Below are 13,174 nucleotides of genomic sequence, written 5' to 3'. Positions count from 1 at the left end.
CAGGGCAGCGAAGCCGGGCTAACTTGTTCCTTTGGAGTGTTTGCCTGCGTGTTGGTTGGCGAAGCCCCCAACGCAAAAACCCGCCTGTGCGGCGGGTCACTGGCGCAAATCAGCACCATGGATAAACACGTAGCATAACTGCCCTCACGGGTCAAGAAAATATTCCTATCGCCATGAAGCGCGACCGGCACAAAAACCACCCGACAACGCCGGACTGGCCGTCGGGTGATGCCTACTGCATCGCTTGCGATGTCTCGGATTCGATGCGCCAGCCGTCGTCGGCCTTTACGAGTTCAAGCGTGACGCGCGCCTTGCCGGTCAGGCGTGCCGCCGTCTTGTCCTTTGGAAGATAGTCGTAGCGCATCGCAAAGACGGCCTCGGCACGGTCCTCGCCATGTGGGGTGACCTCCAGGCTGCCGTACTCCAGGGCGAGCGACCAGGAGGCCCATTGCGCGAACCAGTCGGCCTTGACCTTGGCAATGGCATCGGCGTCGTAGCGTGTGCCGAAAATGGTGGCAGACGGGCCGTAGAGCCGCTTGACGGTCTCGCTCATCGCCTTGGTGTCCGGCGCCAGATAATCCTGGCGCAGGAATTTCTCGATCGATCCCTTGTCGTCTCCCACCGAGCGTTCGAGCGCGGCAACTTCCGTCGCGGGCGCCGGAGCCGCGGCCGGCTTCTGCTGCTGGGCGGGTTGCCCGTCCGAGACGAATTCGAAGCGTTCGAGCAGCGAGCCCTGCTCCCAGGGGCGCTGGGCTTCGCGCGTTTGCGAAACCACATCGCGGCGCACCGCGATCATCATGTCGTTGATGCTCTGGCCGGGTTCGGCGATGTGGCGCAGCAGGGCCTCGGCGAAGGGCGAGTTGCGCCCGCTTCCATCCATGGCAACGGCACCAGGTGCCGTCGAGAAGGCAATGAACGAGCCGCGCGTCGAATCGAACTGCGCCAGCCCGGCCAGCGCCGTCGCCGAGCGGGTGGTGGCGGTGCGGCTGAGACTGCGGGCAAACGGATTGTTGCGGCAGGCATCGAGAAACACCAGGCTGACCTTGGTCTGCTGTTCCATGATGTCGAGGACTTCGTCGATCGGCACGGCTTCGAGCTGCAACTTGACCGGCACGTCCAACCTGGCATCGACCGGCACGATGTAGTTGCGCCCGTCGACCTGCAAGCCGTGGCCGGCATAGTAGAAAAGCCCGACGCCGGCGCCTTCGAGCGCATCGGAGAACTCGCCGATGCTGCGCTCGAGCTCACGCTTGCCGAGATCATTGCCTTCGATGACCTCGAAGCCGATGGAGCGCAGCTTGTCGGCGATGTCGAGCGCGTCGTTCACCGGATTGGCCAGCGTGCCGGCTTCCGCGTAAGTGCCGTTGCCGATGACAAGCGCTACGCGCCGTTGCGGCTGCGCATCCGCGCTCAGCAGCAAAAGTCCCAGAAATGCCAATGCGAGGATCGCAAGCCTGCCCATAGGGCAGGATCATAATGCCATAGGCCCCGGCGACGCCAACAGAATTGAAATGCAAGCTTAATCCCGAATGGTCCCAGTCCTGTAAGAGCGACGAAAACGCCCTTGCGCCCGCGCGGCGTATCGGGCAAACCGGCCTTCCCTTGCGATTTTCCCGCCCGAGGTCCCCATGTCCACGACGATTTCGCCGCTTGCGCCGAAGAAATACCCCAAGATGCCAGAAATCGAGGGGGTGCGCATCGCCACCGCAGAAGCGGGGATAAAGTACAAGAACCGCACCGACCTTCTGACCATGGTCTTCGATGAAGGCACCGCGGTCGCCGGCGTGTTCACGAAATCCAAGTGCCCCTCGGCGCCGGTCGATTTCTGCCGGCAGAATCTCGGTGCCGGCAGCGCGCGGGTGCTGGTCGTCAATTCCGGCAATGCCAACGCCTTCACCGGTAAGAAGGGCCGCGAGTCCACCGCACTGACGGGGGAGGCGGCGGCGAAGGCAGCCGGCTGCAAGGCAAGCGAGGTTTTCCTGGCGTCGACCGGCGTCATCGGCGAGCCGCTCGACACCAGCAAATTCAGCCATCTGCTCGCGGGGCTGGTCAGCAATGGGAAGCCTGAGCTGTGGACCGAAGCGGCAAAGGCGATCATGACCACGGATACTTATCCGAAAGTGGCGACCGCGACCGTCAAGCTCGGTGATGCCGACGTCACCATTAACGGCATTTCCAAGGGCGCCGGCATGATCGCGCCCGACATGGCAACGATGCTCTCCTTCATCGCCACCGACGCGCCGATCTCCGCCCCTGTTCTGCAGGACCTGTTGTCGCGCGGCACGGCCAAGACCTTCAACGCTGTCACCGTCGACAGCGATACCTCGACCAGCGACACGCTGCTGATCTTCGCCACCGGCAAGGCCGCCAAGCGCGGTGCGCCTGAGATAACCGATCCCAAGGATGCCCGCCTCGGCGCGTTCCGCCGGGCGCTCGGCAAGGTGCTGAAGTCGCTGGCGCTGCAAGTGGTGCGCGACGGCGAGGGCGCCCGCAAGCAGGTCGAAGTGACCGTCACCGGCGCCAAATCGGCGCGGTCGGCCAAGCGCATCGCGCTGTCGATCGCCAATTCGCCGCTGGTCAAGACGGCGGTCGCCGGGGAGGATGCCAATTGGGGCCGCGTCGTCATGGCCGTCGGCAAGGCCGGCGAGCCCGCCGATCGCGACCGGCTGTCGATCTGGTTCGGCGACAACAGGCTGGCGCATGAAGGGGAGCGCGACCCCAGCTATTCCGAGCAGGCGACCTCGGCCTACATGAAGCGCGACGACATCCGCATCCGCGCCGATATCGGCATCGGCCGCGGCAAGGCGACGGTGTGGACCTGCGACCTCACCAAGGAATATGTCGCCATCAACGGCGATTATCGGAGCTGATGGTTTTGGGCTCCAGGCATCCGGCAAGCATGCTCGCGATCGTGCGCCGCTACGAGGCGGCCGGCTTTCGCGCCTGGCCGGCGGCCGCCGTCCACTATGACGGCACCTGGGTGGTGCGGTTGACCGCCGGTCATCCGGCCAAGCGGCTGAACTCGGTCAATCCGCTCGATCCCGGCGACACCCAGCACATGGCCGACCGTATCGGCCGGGCCAGCCGCCGTTTCGATGCCTATGGCAGGCCGCTGACGTTCCGCATGTCGCCGCTGTCAGGTCCGGATCTCGCCAGCCATCTCGACCGCGAGGGCTGGAGCCGCTTCGACGAGTCGCTGGTCATGCGGTTGCCGCTGGCCGACGCACAACTCGACGACGCCATGGACCAGATTCCGCTGAAGGACATCAGCCGCTTCATCGGCGCGTCGCTCAAGGTCAGCGGTTCGGATGTTTCGCTGCGGCCCGGCCTCTCGGAGATCATCGGCGCCATCCAGCCCGAGGCCGGACTGTTCGCGCTCGAAGATGGCGCCGAAGCGCTGGCAACGCTGATCTGCGTGCACGACGGCGATCTTGCGGGCCTGTTCGAGGTCGCCACCGACAAGTCGGCGCGCAACAAGGGCCACGGCCGCAACCTGATCCTGTCGGCGCTGAAATGGGCGCGGCTGCGGGGCGCGCGGGAAGCCTGGCTGCAGGTCGAGGCCGGCAATGTGCCGGCGCTGGCGCTCTACCATTCGCTCGGCTTCGACGAGGTTTATCGCTACCACTACCGCCGGCCGCCTGTTCATGGGTGAAATTGGGCATGAGTGATGTGACGATCGCCGGCAAGCGCCTGCTCCTGGTCGCCGCCTGCGCGCTGGTCGATGCCGATGGCCGCGTGCTTTTGGCGCAACGGCCCGAGGGCAAGCAACTTGCCGGGCTGTGGGAATTTCCCGGTGGCAAGGTCGAGCCCGGCGAGACGCCGGAACAATGCATCATTCGCGAACTGCACGAGGAAATCGGCATCGAAACCGACATTCCGTGCTTGGCGCCGCTCACCTTCGCCAGTCATTCCTATGACGATTTCCACCTGCTGATGCCGCTGTTCATCTGCCGCCGCTTTCGCGGCATCGCCCAGCCCAGGGAAGGGCAGGCGCTGAAATGGGTGCGGCCAAAACAGATGCGCGACTATCCGATGCCGCCGGCCGATGCGCCGCTGATCCCGTTCCTCATCGATCTTCTTTGAGGGCGCTCCCGCCCGATTGCCGGTCCGGGAGTCGTATCAGCCAGCGTTAATGGAAGATTTATCTCGTCATGAAAAATTGAAGCATGGCCGTTCGCGGCCGCGCCGCCGATTTGCTGGGGAGCGATAGCATGAGCCTTGACAGGGATTGGGACTCGATCCGGCCCGAGCGCAGCTTTCGCGCCGCCGATGCGGGCATGGGCATATTGCGCATCACGCTGCTGTTCGGTTCGGCCGCGGTGGCGCTGGCGCTGATCGCAACCCCTTTCCTCGACAGCCAGACACGCGCGCTGTCGGCCCGCGATGATCTTGCCGGCGGGCTCGACATGACGGCCACCGGCTCGGTCGGCCATCGCGAAACCTATACGCTGCGCCGCAGCGTGCTGCAGCCGCAGCCCAGTTCGGTCTGCATCATCAGGTCGAATGGCAGAAGCAGCGGCGACTGCTGACATGGTTAAGAGATTTCGGAAAGGCGGCGGTTTCACCGCCTGTTAAGCCTTTGCCGTTAACCTTTCTTAACAGATCGGCGGTAGGGTCACGGATAGAGGGGTTGAGGCCATGAAAGCAGTGCTGCTGCGTTTTCTGACGGACGAAACCGGCGCCACGGCCGTCGAATATGGCGTGATCATCGCCGTGCTGTCGCTGGCCATCGTCGGCGGTATCGGTGAGGTCCGCGACGGGATCATCTGGCTGTTCAGCGACAACAACAGCAGGCTTGCGAACGCCTTCGCACCCACACCCTGATCCAACTTTTCCGCGCTTGTGGGCAGGATCATTGCCCGTCGGGCGCCTCCAGGATTGCCTTCAGCGAAACCTTGGCCGAACCCGGCTTCAGCGGTTTTTGCTGCGATGCATCGGGCGCCCAGCCGGACATCCAGACAATCGAGAAACTTGCCCTCACGCGGCCGTCGGGGTCTGAAAACCGCTCGGCGTAGATTTCCGCCGCGCGGGCAAACAGCTTGCGTGAGCCCGGCCGCCGGCTGCGATCGGTGAGCGCACTGGTCTCGCCCATGGCCCGCAGATCCGCCATCAGGTTAAACAGGCTGGCATAGCGCACCGTCACCGTCTCGACGTCGGCGACCGGCAGAGCGAGACCGGCGCGCTGCAGAAGCGCACCGGCATCGCGCACGTCGGTGAACGGCATGACACGCGGGCTGGCGCCGCCGTAAAGCTCGGTCTCGGCCGTAAGCAGGCTTTCGCGCAATTCGAAAAGCGTGCCCGCGCCGGCAAAGGCACCGAGGAAAAGCCCGTCCGGCCGCAGCGCGCGGCGGATCTGGACCAGCATGCCGGGAATGTCGTTCATCGCCTGCAGCGACAGCAGAGACACTGCCAGATCAAGGCTTTCGGGTTCGAATGGCACGGTTTCGAGCGGTGCGATCAAGCCGACGCCGCCACCGCTCAGGAAAGCCGTGTCGGTCTCGACGCGGACAATGTCCGTGACCTTGCCGCTTTCGGCGAGCGTTTCGGCCGCCGCCGGCGTCTGGCAAAACAGCACGGCTGCCTTGCCGAACCTGCGCTCGACGGCACCCAGCCGGTCGGCAAGGTCCTCGACCGTGCGGCGCATCAGGAAGTCCGCGCCGTCAACCGGATGGGCAAGCGCGCGCCGCTTGTGCGCCAGCCATAGAGAGGTATCCATTATCGGCTGCAACGGGCAGATCCTTGTTTGTCCACGCTCCGAGATAGTTGATATAGTGGCGCGCAGGACCAACCACGTGGCCGATCCGATGCCCAAGATCAAGTCCATCGAGATCATGAACCTCGCCCGGTCGATTGTCGGCTTGCCGGCGCGCATCCTGTTTCCGCCGGTCTGCGCCGGTTGCCGCAGGCATGTCTCGCAGCCCGGCGTGCTGTGTGGCGCCTGCTGGCCAAAGCTCAGGCTGCTGGAACGGCCATGGTGCCCGGTGATGGGCACGCCGTTCACCCACCATATGGGCGAGGGCTTTCTGTCCGCCGAGGCAATCGCCGATCCGCCGCCCTTCGAGCGGGCGCGGGCGGCGGTGGCCTATTCCGGCGTTGCCCGCCAGATGGTGCAAGGGCTGAAATACCAGGATCGCACGGATCTCGCGCCATGGATGGCGCGTTGGATGGTGCGCGCGGGTGCCGATCTCATCGCCGAGGCGGACGTGGTGGTGCCGGTTCCGCTGCACTGGCGGCGCTTTTTCAGGCGGCGGTTCAACCAATCGGCGGAACTGGCGAGGGCGGTGTCGGCGCTTAGTGAATTGCCCTTCGCGCCCTCGGCGGTGCGGCGCGTGAAACTCACCCGCCAGCAGGTTGGGCTGGAACGCGGGGAACGCGAGGAGAATGTGCGGGCGGCCTTTCGAGTGCCCACCGAGGCGGAGATCGAGATTGCCGGCCGCAGGGTGCTGCTGATCGATGATGTCTACACCACCGGCGCCACCGTGCGTTCCGCCACCAAGGCGCTGAAAAGGGGAGGTGCGGCCGCCGTCGACGTGCTGACCTTTGCCCGTGTGTTGCCGGGGGACTTCCGGGCGGACGAGTCCGCGACTATATAAGTCGGCAACGAACAGCGGAAATTCGTCATGGCCGACGTTACCATCTACACTCGCATGATGTGCGGCTATTGCACGGCAGCCAAGCGGCTGCTCGAGCGCAAGGGCGTCGCCTTTACCGAGCACGATGCCTCTTTCTCGCCGGAACTGCGCCAGGAGATGATCTCCCGCGCCCATGGCCGCTCGACCTTTCCGCAGATTTTCATCGGCGATACGCATGTCGGCGGCTGTGACGACCTCCACGACCTGGAGGCTGAGGGCCGGCTGGACAAACTGCTCGCCAACGGCGCGACGATTTGAGGGATATGACGATGGGTGTTTTCAAGGCGGCTGCGATCCAGATGCGTTCAGGCGAGAGCCCCGAGCGCAACGCGGTCGATCTCGAACGGCTGGTGCGTGAAGCCGCAAGCCAGGGCGCGACCTACATCCAGACGCCGGAAATGACCGGCGCGCTGATCCGCGACAAGCAAGCGCGCGCCGCCTCCTTCACCTCGCAGGACAAGGACATCGTCGTTTCGACTGCGCGCAAGCTGGCCAAGGAGCTCGGCATCTTCCTGCATATCGGCTCGACCGCCATCCTGCGGGCCGACGGCAAGCTCGCCAACCGGGCGCTGCTGTTTGGTCCGGACGGCGCCATGCTCGCCACCTACGACAAGATCCACATGTTCGACGTCGATCTCGACAATGGCGAGTCGTGGCGTGAATCCGCGGCTTACGAACCCGGTACCGAAGCCGTCGTCACCGAGATCAAGGGTGCGAAACTGGGTTTCGCGGTCTGCTACGATTTGCGCTTTCCGCAATTGTTCCGCGCCGAGGCACTGGCTGGCGCCGATCTGCTTTCTGTACCTGCCGCCTTCACCCGCCAGACGGGCGAGGCGCACTGGCACGTGCTGCTCAGGGCGCGCGCCATCGAGAATGGCGCCTATGTCGTCGCGGCCGCGCAAGGCGGCCTGCATGAGGATGGCCGCGAGACCTACGGTCATTCGCTGATCGTCGATCCGTGGGGCCGTATCATCGCGGAAGCCGCGCATGACGAGCCGGCGGTGATCATCGCCGAGATCGACCCGGCGCAGTCGCTTGCCGCGCGCAAGAAGATCCCCAACCTCAAAAACGCGCGGGATTTCGCCGTCAATGCCGGTTCGTCCGAGGCGCCGCGTCTCAGGGGTGCAGCCTCTTGATCCGCTTTGCCCTGATTTGCGAGCATGAGCACGAATTCGAGGGCTGGTTTCGTAGCAACGACGATTTCGACACCCAGAAGAAGCGCGGCTTCGTCGATTGCCCGACCTGTGGCTCGCACAAGGTGCAGAAAGCGCTGATGGCGCCGGCCGTCTCCACGGCGCGCAAGCAGGAAAGGATAGCGCTCGCCATGGGCGAAGCGCAGAAGCAGGCTTTGGCACAGCTCAAGGCAATGGCCGAGAAGGTGCGCGAGAATGCCGACTATGTCGGCGACAAGTTCGCCGAGGAAGCGCGCAAGATCCATTTCGGCGAAAGCGACGCGCGCGGCATCTATGGCGAAGCGACGCTGGACGAAGCCAAGAGCCTGGCCGAGGACGGCGTCGAGTTCATGCCGATCCCGGTGTTTCCGGACGACCGCAACTGAGTCTTTCGACGCCAGCGGGACAGCGCCCCCCTCTGTCCTGCCGGACATCTCCCCCACGAGGGGGGAGATTGGACGTCACCTCGGCTTTCGCCAACCTCTAACGTGGCAGGAGCAGGCGCAGCGTCGAAGCTGCCAATCTCCCCCCTCGTGGGGGAGATGTCCGGCAGGACAGAGGGGGCGCGAAGGATCGCAACAGAAATTAGCTCACGCTCCCGATCAACTTTTCTAGCAGACGCGAGAGTGTTTCCCGCTCCGCCTGTGTAAGGCCCGCGAGAATCTCATGCTCGTTGGCCACATGGGCGGTAACGGCCTCATCGATCAAGGCCAGGCCCTTTTCGGTCAGCCTCACGACAATGCCGCGCCGATCGTTGGGATGCGGCCCGCGCAGGATCAATCCGGACGTTTCGAGCCGGTCGAGCCGGTTGGTCATGGCGCCCGATGTGACCATCGTCGCCTCATAGAGAGCGGTCGGCGTCAGCGCATAGGGTGAGCCAGCGCGGCGCAGCGTCGCCAGCACGTCGAATTCCCCGGACTGCAATCCATAACGGGCAAACAACGGCGCCAGGCGCTCGCGGGCGATCAGCGAGGAGGCCTCGTTCAGCCGCCCGAGCACAGCCATCGGCGAGACATCCAGATCGGGCCGCTCCCGCTTCCATTGCTCGATCGCTCTTGCTGCTCTGTCCACTGTCTGACCGCCATATATCTTGACGTTAAGAATCTTTGCGTTATCTTACCTCAAGATGCAATGCCGGCCAAGGGCCGCGCGCGACAGGGTTCGGTCATGAAACTTCTCTGGGATTCGGCGCTCGGCCTGCTGGTCGTCACCGGCGGCCTGCTCGGCCTGACGCTGCCGTTCGGCAAGCTCGCCACGGCTGCCGGCGCGCCGGCCATGGTCTGGGCCTTCGTCATCTCGCTCGGCGCCGGCGGCGTCTTGCTGTGCGTGCTCTTGGCTCGCGGTCAGCGCGTCCGGCTCACCGCGCACAAATTGCGCTACTTCTTCGTCACCGCGGCGGTGTCCTATGCCGTCCCCAATCTCCTGATGTTCTCGGCCATCCCGCATCTTGGCGCCGGCTTCACCGGCATCATGTTCACTCTGTCGCCGGTCATCACGTTGGTGTTCTCGATCCTGTTGCGTGTCCGGCGCCCCAACATGCTGGGCATTGTCGGCATCGCCGTTGGCTTTCTCGGCGCCGTCATGGTGGCGGTGACGCGCGGCGAGGCCGGCCAGCCGGCCGATTTGTTCTGGGTGGTGATGGGGCTGCTCATCCCGGTCAGTCTTGCCGCCGGCAACATCTACCGCACGGTCGACTGGCCGGAGGGCACCGGCCCGATCGAGCTTGCCGTCGGCAGCCATTTGGCGTCGGCGGCGATGCTGCTTGTCGGCATTCTGGCCCTGTTCGGCGTCAAGGCCTTCGCTCCACTCGGCGACGTGCCGCTGGTCGTCGTCGCGCAGGTTGCGTCGGCGTCGGCGATGTTCGCCTTCTTCTTCAGGCTGCAGGCGGTTGGCGGTCCGGTCTATCTCAGCCAGATCGGTTATGTGGCGGCGGCCGTCGGCCTGTTTGCCGGCACCATCTTCCTCGGCGAGCACTATCAGCTGCTGACCTGGGCAGGCGCGGTCATCATCACCGCCGGCGTGTTCATCACCACCAAGGCACAAAGCCGGACCAGCATGAAGGCGCAAAGCCAGGCGGCGTGAACGCCTTCGCGCCTCAGCCGGCGCCGGTTTCGTTCTCTTCGCCACCCGGTTCCGGCCTTGGGTGCCGGCGGCGGTGGGTGGCTGCAGCGCGGGCCGCCTGTTCGTAGATGCCGGTCATCAGTTCGAGCGTACGCGCCGCTTCCTCGAGCTTGGCCGCCATCTCGGGGACGCGCGTCACCGCTTCGATGAGCAGGACGGAACGGATATCGGCATAGCGTTCGGTCACACGGTAACCGAGCGGCGTGACCTCGTAGGTGACGCCTGCCCTGCCGCTGCCGGTTCGCTTGACCAGGCCGCCCTTGAGCAATTTGCGCAGGCTGTACTGGATGTTGGGGATGTCGTCGCGGTTGGTCATCTGCGCCAGGTCGCGGACGCTCTTTGGCCGGTCGTTCATCCTGATGATGTGGAGCAGCGCATTTTCCGGCCCGCTGGCGGAAAACTCGATCACCGTCGCCAGGCATTCGGCCTGCCAGTGGCCGAATGCCTCGTAGGAGCGCATCAGCGCATATTCGATTTCGGCGACGTCGATTTCGAGCGGCGTCCGCGCCAGATGCCAGCCGCGATCCAGCAGCTTGGCTTGCGTTTCCGAAGGCTTGCGCCGGTCGTTCATCCATGTCTCCCCGCCCTGCAGCATGCGCCGATCCGGCCGATTGCGTCCACACGATTTTATGATAGACTTTCTATCATAAAATATAATCAAAAAATGAGGAGAACACGACCGATGAGCATGCTCGACAAGACCGCAGCCAATGCGCAGCCCTTCTTTCTCGGGACCTTTGCGTCCAATTGCTCCGGCGGCATGACCGTCACCAAGGTTCCCGAACGATGGGTCAGTTCCTGGGACAACAATCTGCGGCTCGCGCATCTGCTCGACGAGGCCGGCATCGACTTCATGCTGCCGATCGCACGCTGGATCGGCTATGGCGGCGAGACCAATTTCCACGGCAATGTGCTGGAGACGATCACCTGGGCCGCCGGGCTGTTGGCGCTCACCCGCAACATCACGGTTTTTGCCACCACCCACACCGCAGCCAATCATCCCGTGGTCGTCGCCAAGCAATTGGCGACTATCGACCAGATCAGCCGCGGCCGTATCGGCCTCAACATCGTCGCCGGCTGGAACAAGCCGGAATATGAAGCGCTCGGGCTGACTCTGCCCGACGATCACATCACACGATACGGCTATGCACAGGAATGGTTCGACATCGTCAGGGCGCTGTGGGATCGCACCGAGGCGTTCGACTGGGACGGCACCTATTTCAAGCTCAAGAACGTGCTTGGCGATCCGCGGCCGTCGGCGCGCCTGCCGATCCTCAACGCCGCCGGCTCGGAAGAAGGGCGCAAATTTGCGGTCCGCAACGCGGACTTCCTGTTCACGCCGGCAATCGATCTGTCACGCTCCAGGGACGAGATCGCGGCGCTGAAGCAACAGACGATCGCCGCCGGCAGCACTGTCGACGTGCTGACCTTTGCCCATGTCGTCTGCCGGCCGACCGAGAAGGAAGCGACGGACTATCTCGAGCATTTCGCCCGCGCCAATGCCGACTGGGCGGCGGTCGACAATCTGGTGCGGCTGCAATTTGCCCATGCGCAGTCATTCCCGCATGACCTCCTGGCGCTCATCCGCGACCGCATGGCGGCGGGCCATGGCGGCTTCCCGCTCACCGGCACGCCCGAACAGGTCGCCGATGGGATCACCGCCCTGCACGAAGCCGGATTTCGCGGCTCGACCCTGTCCTTTGTCGACTATCTCGAGGAATTCCCATATTTTCGCGACACCGTTCTGCCCATCCTTGAGCAGCGGGGCATCCGCATCGCGCCGGCCGCCATGCAGTCGGCGGCCTAGAGCGGTTCATCGTTTCACGGAAACGCCAAACCGCTCTACTTCTTTTTGTTTTTGTCGCAATTCCGGACGGAAAACCGTTTCACACTTTTCCTGGAATTGCTTTTGGAGCAAGCCATGACCGAAGCAAAGGTTCCTGACGGAACTCCTGTCGATGTCGCGGACTTTCGCGCCGCGATGCGGCTGATCGTTGGCAATGTCAGCGTCATCACCGCTGGCACTGGCGAGGATTGCTCCGGCCTGGTCGTCATTTCGGTCGTTTCGCTGTCGGCCGAACCGCCCAAGGTGATCGCCTGCATCAACCGGTCGTCGTCGACCTGGCCGCTGATCGAACGCTACCGGCATTTCGGCGTCAATTCGCTTGGCCCCCAGCATCAGCGTGTGGCCGAGCGGTTCTCCGGCTTTGGCGGCATCAAGGGCAAGGACCGCTATGAGGGCGCCGAATGGATGACGCTCAAGACCGGAGCTTTGTTGCTTTCGGACGCGGTCGCCGCCTTCGACTGCAGCCTCGACGAGATGATCGATCGCGGCACGCATTCGATCGTCATCGGCTCGGTCGAAGCCGTGCGCACCCGCGATGCCGGCCAGGCGCTGATCTACTGGCGGGGCGGCTACCGGCCGCTCGATTCTGAATAGGATCAGACCGAGCCCTTTTCCGCCAGCACCATGTAGTTGACGTCCATGTCCTTCGACCGCGCCCAGCGGTCGGCAAGCGGGTTGTAGGTGACGCCGGTGCGGTCGATGATGGTCAGGCCGGCGCTGCCAAGCGCCTTTTCGAGCTCTTCCGGGCGCACCAGCTTGCCGAACTGGTGGGTGCCGCGCGGCAGCCAGCGCAGCACATATTCGGCGCCGATGATGGCTAGCCCGAGCGCCTTCAGCGTGCGGTTGATGGTGGCCACGAACATGATGCCGCCAGGCCGGACCATCTCGCCGCATTTGGCGACGAACAGGTCGATGTCGGCGACATGCTCGACCACTTCCATGTTGAGGATGACGTCGAATTTTTCGCCGGCATCGGCAAGGTCCTCGGCCGTCGTGGCGCGATAGTCGACGCTGACATTGCCCTCGGCCGCGTGCAACTTCGCCACTTCGATGTTTGTTTGGGAGGCATCCGCCCCCACCACCTCGGCGCCAAGCCGCGCCATCGGCTCGCACAAAAGGCCGCCGCCGCAGCCTATATCGAGGATGCGCAGGCCCTCGAAAGGCCTTGCAGCGCGTGGATCACGGCCGAAGCGCGCCGCTATCTGGTCGCGGATATAAGACAGCCGGACCGGATTGAATTTGTGCAGGGGACGGAACTTGCCGTTCGGGTTCCACCATTCGGCGGCAAGGGCGGAAAAGCGTTCCACTTCTCCGGCATCGATCGTCGATCGTCGGGGCTCTGGCATCGGTTGGTCTCCTCGAGCGCTAGGAAGTCGGGCGTGAGGCCGCGAATGTCAAGGCAA

At 64.2% G+C, this 13,174-nt stretch carries 17 protein-coding genes; 12 read left to right on the top strand and 5 right to left on the bottom strand.

The window, feature by feature from the left end; all coding sequences use genetic code 11:
* Window positions 1-232: 232 nt before the first annotated feature.
* On the bottom strand, window positions 233-1,462 hold the full coding sequence (locus tag ACFOJ9_RS28420) for a caspase family protein (RefSeq protein WP_378983727.1): 1,230 nt from the start codon (window positions 1,460-1,462) through the stop codon (window positions 233-235).
* 166 nt (window positions 1,463-1,628) lie between these two features.
* On the opposite strand from ACFOJ9_RS28420, the gene argJ reads away from it, so the two are divergent.
* The 5 genes from argJ (at window position 1,629) to ACFOJ9_RS28395 (ending at window position 4,824) form a co-directional block, all read left to right on the top strand.
* Window positions 1,629-2,870 carry a bifunctional glutamate N-acetyltransferase/amino-acid acetyltransferase ArgJ gene (gene argJ, locus ACFOJ9_RS28415; protein WP_378983724.1) on the top strand — a complete coding sequence of 414 codons (1,242 nt, stop codon included), beginning with the start codon at window positions 1,629-1,631 and terminating at the stop codon, window positions 2,868-2,870.
* 29 nt (window positions 2,871-2,899) lie between these two features.
* Window positions 2,900-3,652 carry a GNAT family N-acetyltransferase gene (locus tag ACFOJ9_RS28410; protein ID WP_378983722.1) on the top strand — a complete coding sequence of 251 codons (753 nt, stop codon included), beginning with the start codon at window positions 2,900-2,902 and terminating at the stop codon, window positions 3,650-3,652.
* Window positions 3,653-3,660: 8 nt separating this feature from the next.
* Complete coding sequence (locus ACFOJ9_RS28405) at window positions 3,661-4,083, top strand: (deoxy)nucleoside triphosphate pyrophosphohydrolase (RefSeq protein ID WP_378983720.1); 423 nt, start codon at window positions 3,661-3,663, stop codon at window positions 4,081-4,083.
* Between the two features lie 128 nt (window positions 4,084-4,211).
* The gene (locus tag ACFOJ9_RS28400; RefSeq protein ID WP_378983717.1) at window positions 4,212-4,529 is read left to right on the top strand and encodes a hypothetical protein; all 318 of its coding nucleotides are present in this window, start codon (window positions 4,212-4,214) and stop codon (window positions 4,527-4,529) included.
* Between the two features lie 109 nt (window positions 4,530-4,638).
* Entirely contained in the window at window positions 4,639-4,824 is a 186-nt protein-coding gene (locus tag ACFOJ9_RS28395) for a Flp family type IVb pilin (protein ID WP_378983714.1), read from the top strand.
* A 28-nt stretch (window positions 4,825-4,852) separates the two neighbouring features.
* Here ACFOJ9_RS28395 and ACFOJ9_RS28390 read toward each other — a convergent pair whose 3' ends face one another.
* Window positions 4,853-5,728, bottom strand: coding sequence for a class I SAM-dependent methyltransferase (locus ACFOJ9_RS28390; protein WP_378983711.1), 876 nt, complete (start codon window positions 5,726-5,728; stop codon window positions 4,853-4,855).
* A gap of 64 nt (window positions 5,729-5,792) precedes the next feature.
* Between ACFOJ9_RS28390 and ACFOJ9_RS28385 the strand changes: the two genes are divergently transcribed.
* Genes ACFOJ9_RS28385 through ACFOJ9_RS28370 form a run of 4 tightly spaced genes read left to right on the top strand, consistent with a single transcriptional unit; the run spans window position 5,793 to window position 8,190 of the window.
* Window positions 5,793-6,593, top strand: coding sequence for a ComF family protein (locus ACFOJ9_RS28385; RefSeq protein ID WP_378983709.1), 801 nt, complete (start codon window positions 5,793-5,795; stop codon window positions 6,591-6,593).
* A 27-nt stretch (window positions 6,594-6,620) separates the two neighbouring features.
* Window positions 6,621-6,890 (top strand): glutaredoxin 3, encoded by a 270-nt coding sequence (grxC, locus tag ACFOJ9_RS28380; RefSeq protein ID WP_136619777.1) that lies wholly within the window; start codon window positions 6,621-6,623, stop codon window positions 6,888-6,890.
* Between the two features lie 11 nt (window positions 6,891-6,901).
* Window positions 6,902-7,768 (top strand): carbon-nitrogen hydrolase family protein, encoded by an 867-nt coding sequence (locus ACFOJ9_RS28375; RefSeq protein ID WP_378983706.1) that lies wholly within the window; start codon window positions 6,902-6,904, stop codon window positions 7,766-7,768.
* Window positions 7,765-8,190 (top strand): DUF1178 family protein, encoded by a 426-nt coding sequence (locus tag ACFOJ9_RS28370; RefSeq protein WP_378983704.1) that lies wholly within the window; start codon window positions 7,765-7,767, stop codon window positions 8,188-8,190. The genes ACFOJ9_RS28375 and ACFOJ9_RS28370 overlap by 4 nt, the downstream gene beginning before the upstream one ends.
* Before the next feature lie 199 nt (window positions 8,191-8,389).
* On the opposite strand, the gene ACFOJ9_RS28365 is transcribed toward ACFOJ9_RS28370, so the two are convergent.
* Window positions 8,390-8,875: a MarR family winged helix-turn-helix transcriptional regulator gene (locus tag ACFOJ9_RS28365; protein ID WP_378983702.1), complete on the bottom strand. Its 486-nt coding sequence runs from the start codon at window positions 8,873-8,875 to the stop codon at window positions 8,390-8,392.
* Window positions 8,876-8,971: 96 nt separating this feature from the next.
* Here ACFOJ9_RS28365 and ACFOJ9_RS28360 point away from each other — a divergent pair, with 96 nt between their 5' ends.
* On the top strand, window positions 8,972-9,886 hold the full coding sequence (locus tag ACFOJ9_RS28360) for a DMT family transporter (protein ID WP_378983700.1): 915 nt from the start codon (window positions 8,972-8,974) through the stop codon (window positions 9,884-9,886).
* 13 nt (window positions 9,887-9,899) lie between these two features.
* Here the strand turns inward: ACFOJ9_RS28360 and ACFOJ9_RS28355 are convergent, their stop codons facing one another.
* Window positions 9,900-10,496, bottom strand: coding sequence for a winged helix DNA-binding protein (locus ACFOJ9_RS28355; protein ID WP_378983698.1), 597 nt, complete (start codon window positions 10,494-10,496; stop codon window positions 9,900-9,902).
* 111 nt (window positions 10,497-10,607) lie between these two features.
* Between ACFOJ9_RS28355 and ACFOJ9_RS28350 the strand changes: the two genes are divergently transcribed.
* Together ACFOJ9_RS28350 and ACFOJ9_RS28345 are read left to right on the top strand one after the other, a co-directional pair.
* Window positions 10,608-11,732 carry an LLM class flavin-dependent oxidoreductase gene (locus ACFOJ9_RS28350; RefSeq protein WP_378983696.1) on the top strand — a complete coding sequence of 375 codons (1,125 nt, stop codon included), beginning with the start codon at window positions 10,608-10,610 and terminating at the stop codon, window positions 11,730-11,732.
* 114 nt (window positions 11,733-11,846) lie between these two features.
* Window positions 11,847-12,365: a flavin reductase family protein gene (locus tag ACFOJ9_RS28345; protein ID WP_378983694.1), complete on the top strand. Its 519-nt coding sequence runs from the start codon at window positions 11,847-11,849 to the stop codon at window positions 12,363-12,365.
* A 2-nt stretch (window positions 12,366-12,367) separates the two neighbouring features.
* Here ACFOJ9_RS28345 and ubiG read toward each other — a convergent pair whose 3' ends face one another.
* Window positions 12,368-13,117 (bottom strand): bifunctional 2-polyprenyl-6-hydroxyphenol methylase/3-demethylubiquinol 3-O-methyltransferase UbiG, encoded by a 750-nt coding sequence (ubiG, locus tag ACFOJ9_RS28340; protein ID WP_378983692.1) that lies wholly within the window; start codon window positions 13,115-13,117, stop codon window positions 12,368-12,370.
* Window positions 13,118-13,174: the final 57 nt, after the last annotated feature.

Origin of the sequence: Mesorhizobium cantuariense (assembly GCF_042647205.1) — a bacterium.
GTDB lineage: Bacteria > Pseudomonadota > Alphaproteobacteria > Rhizobiales > Rhizobiaceae > Mesorhizobium > Mesorhizobium cantuariense.
Note: the sequence above shows the minus strand (reverse complement) of the source record. Positions and strands in the feature narration are given on the sequence as shown.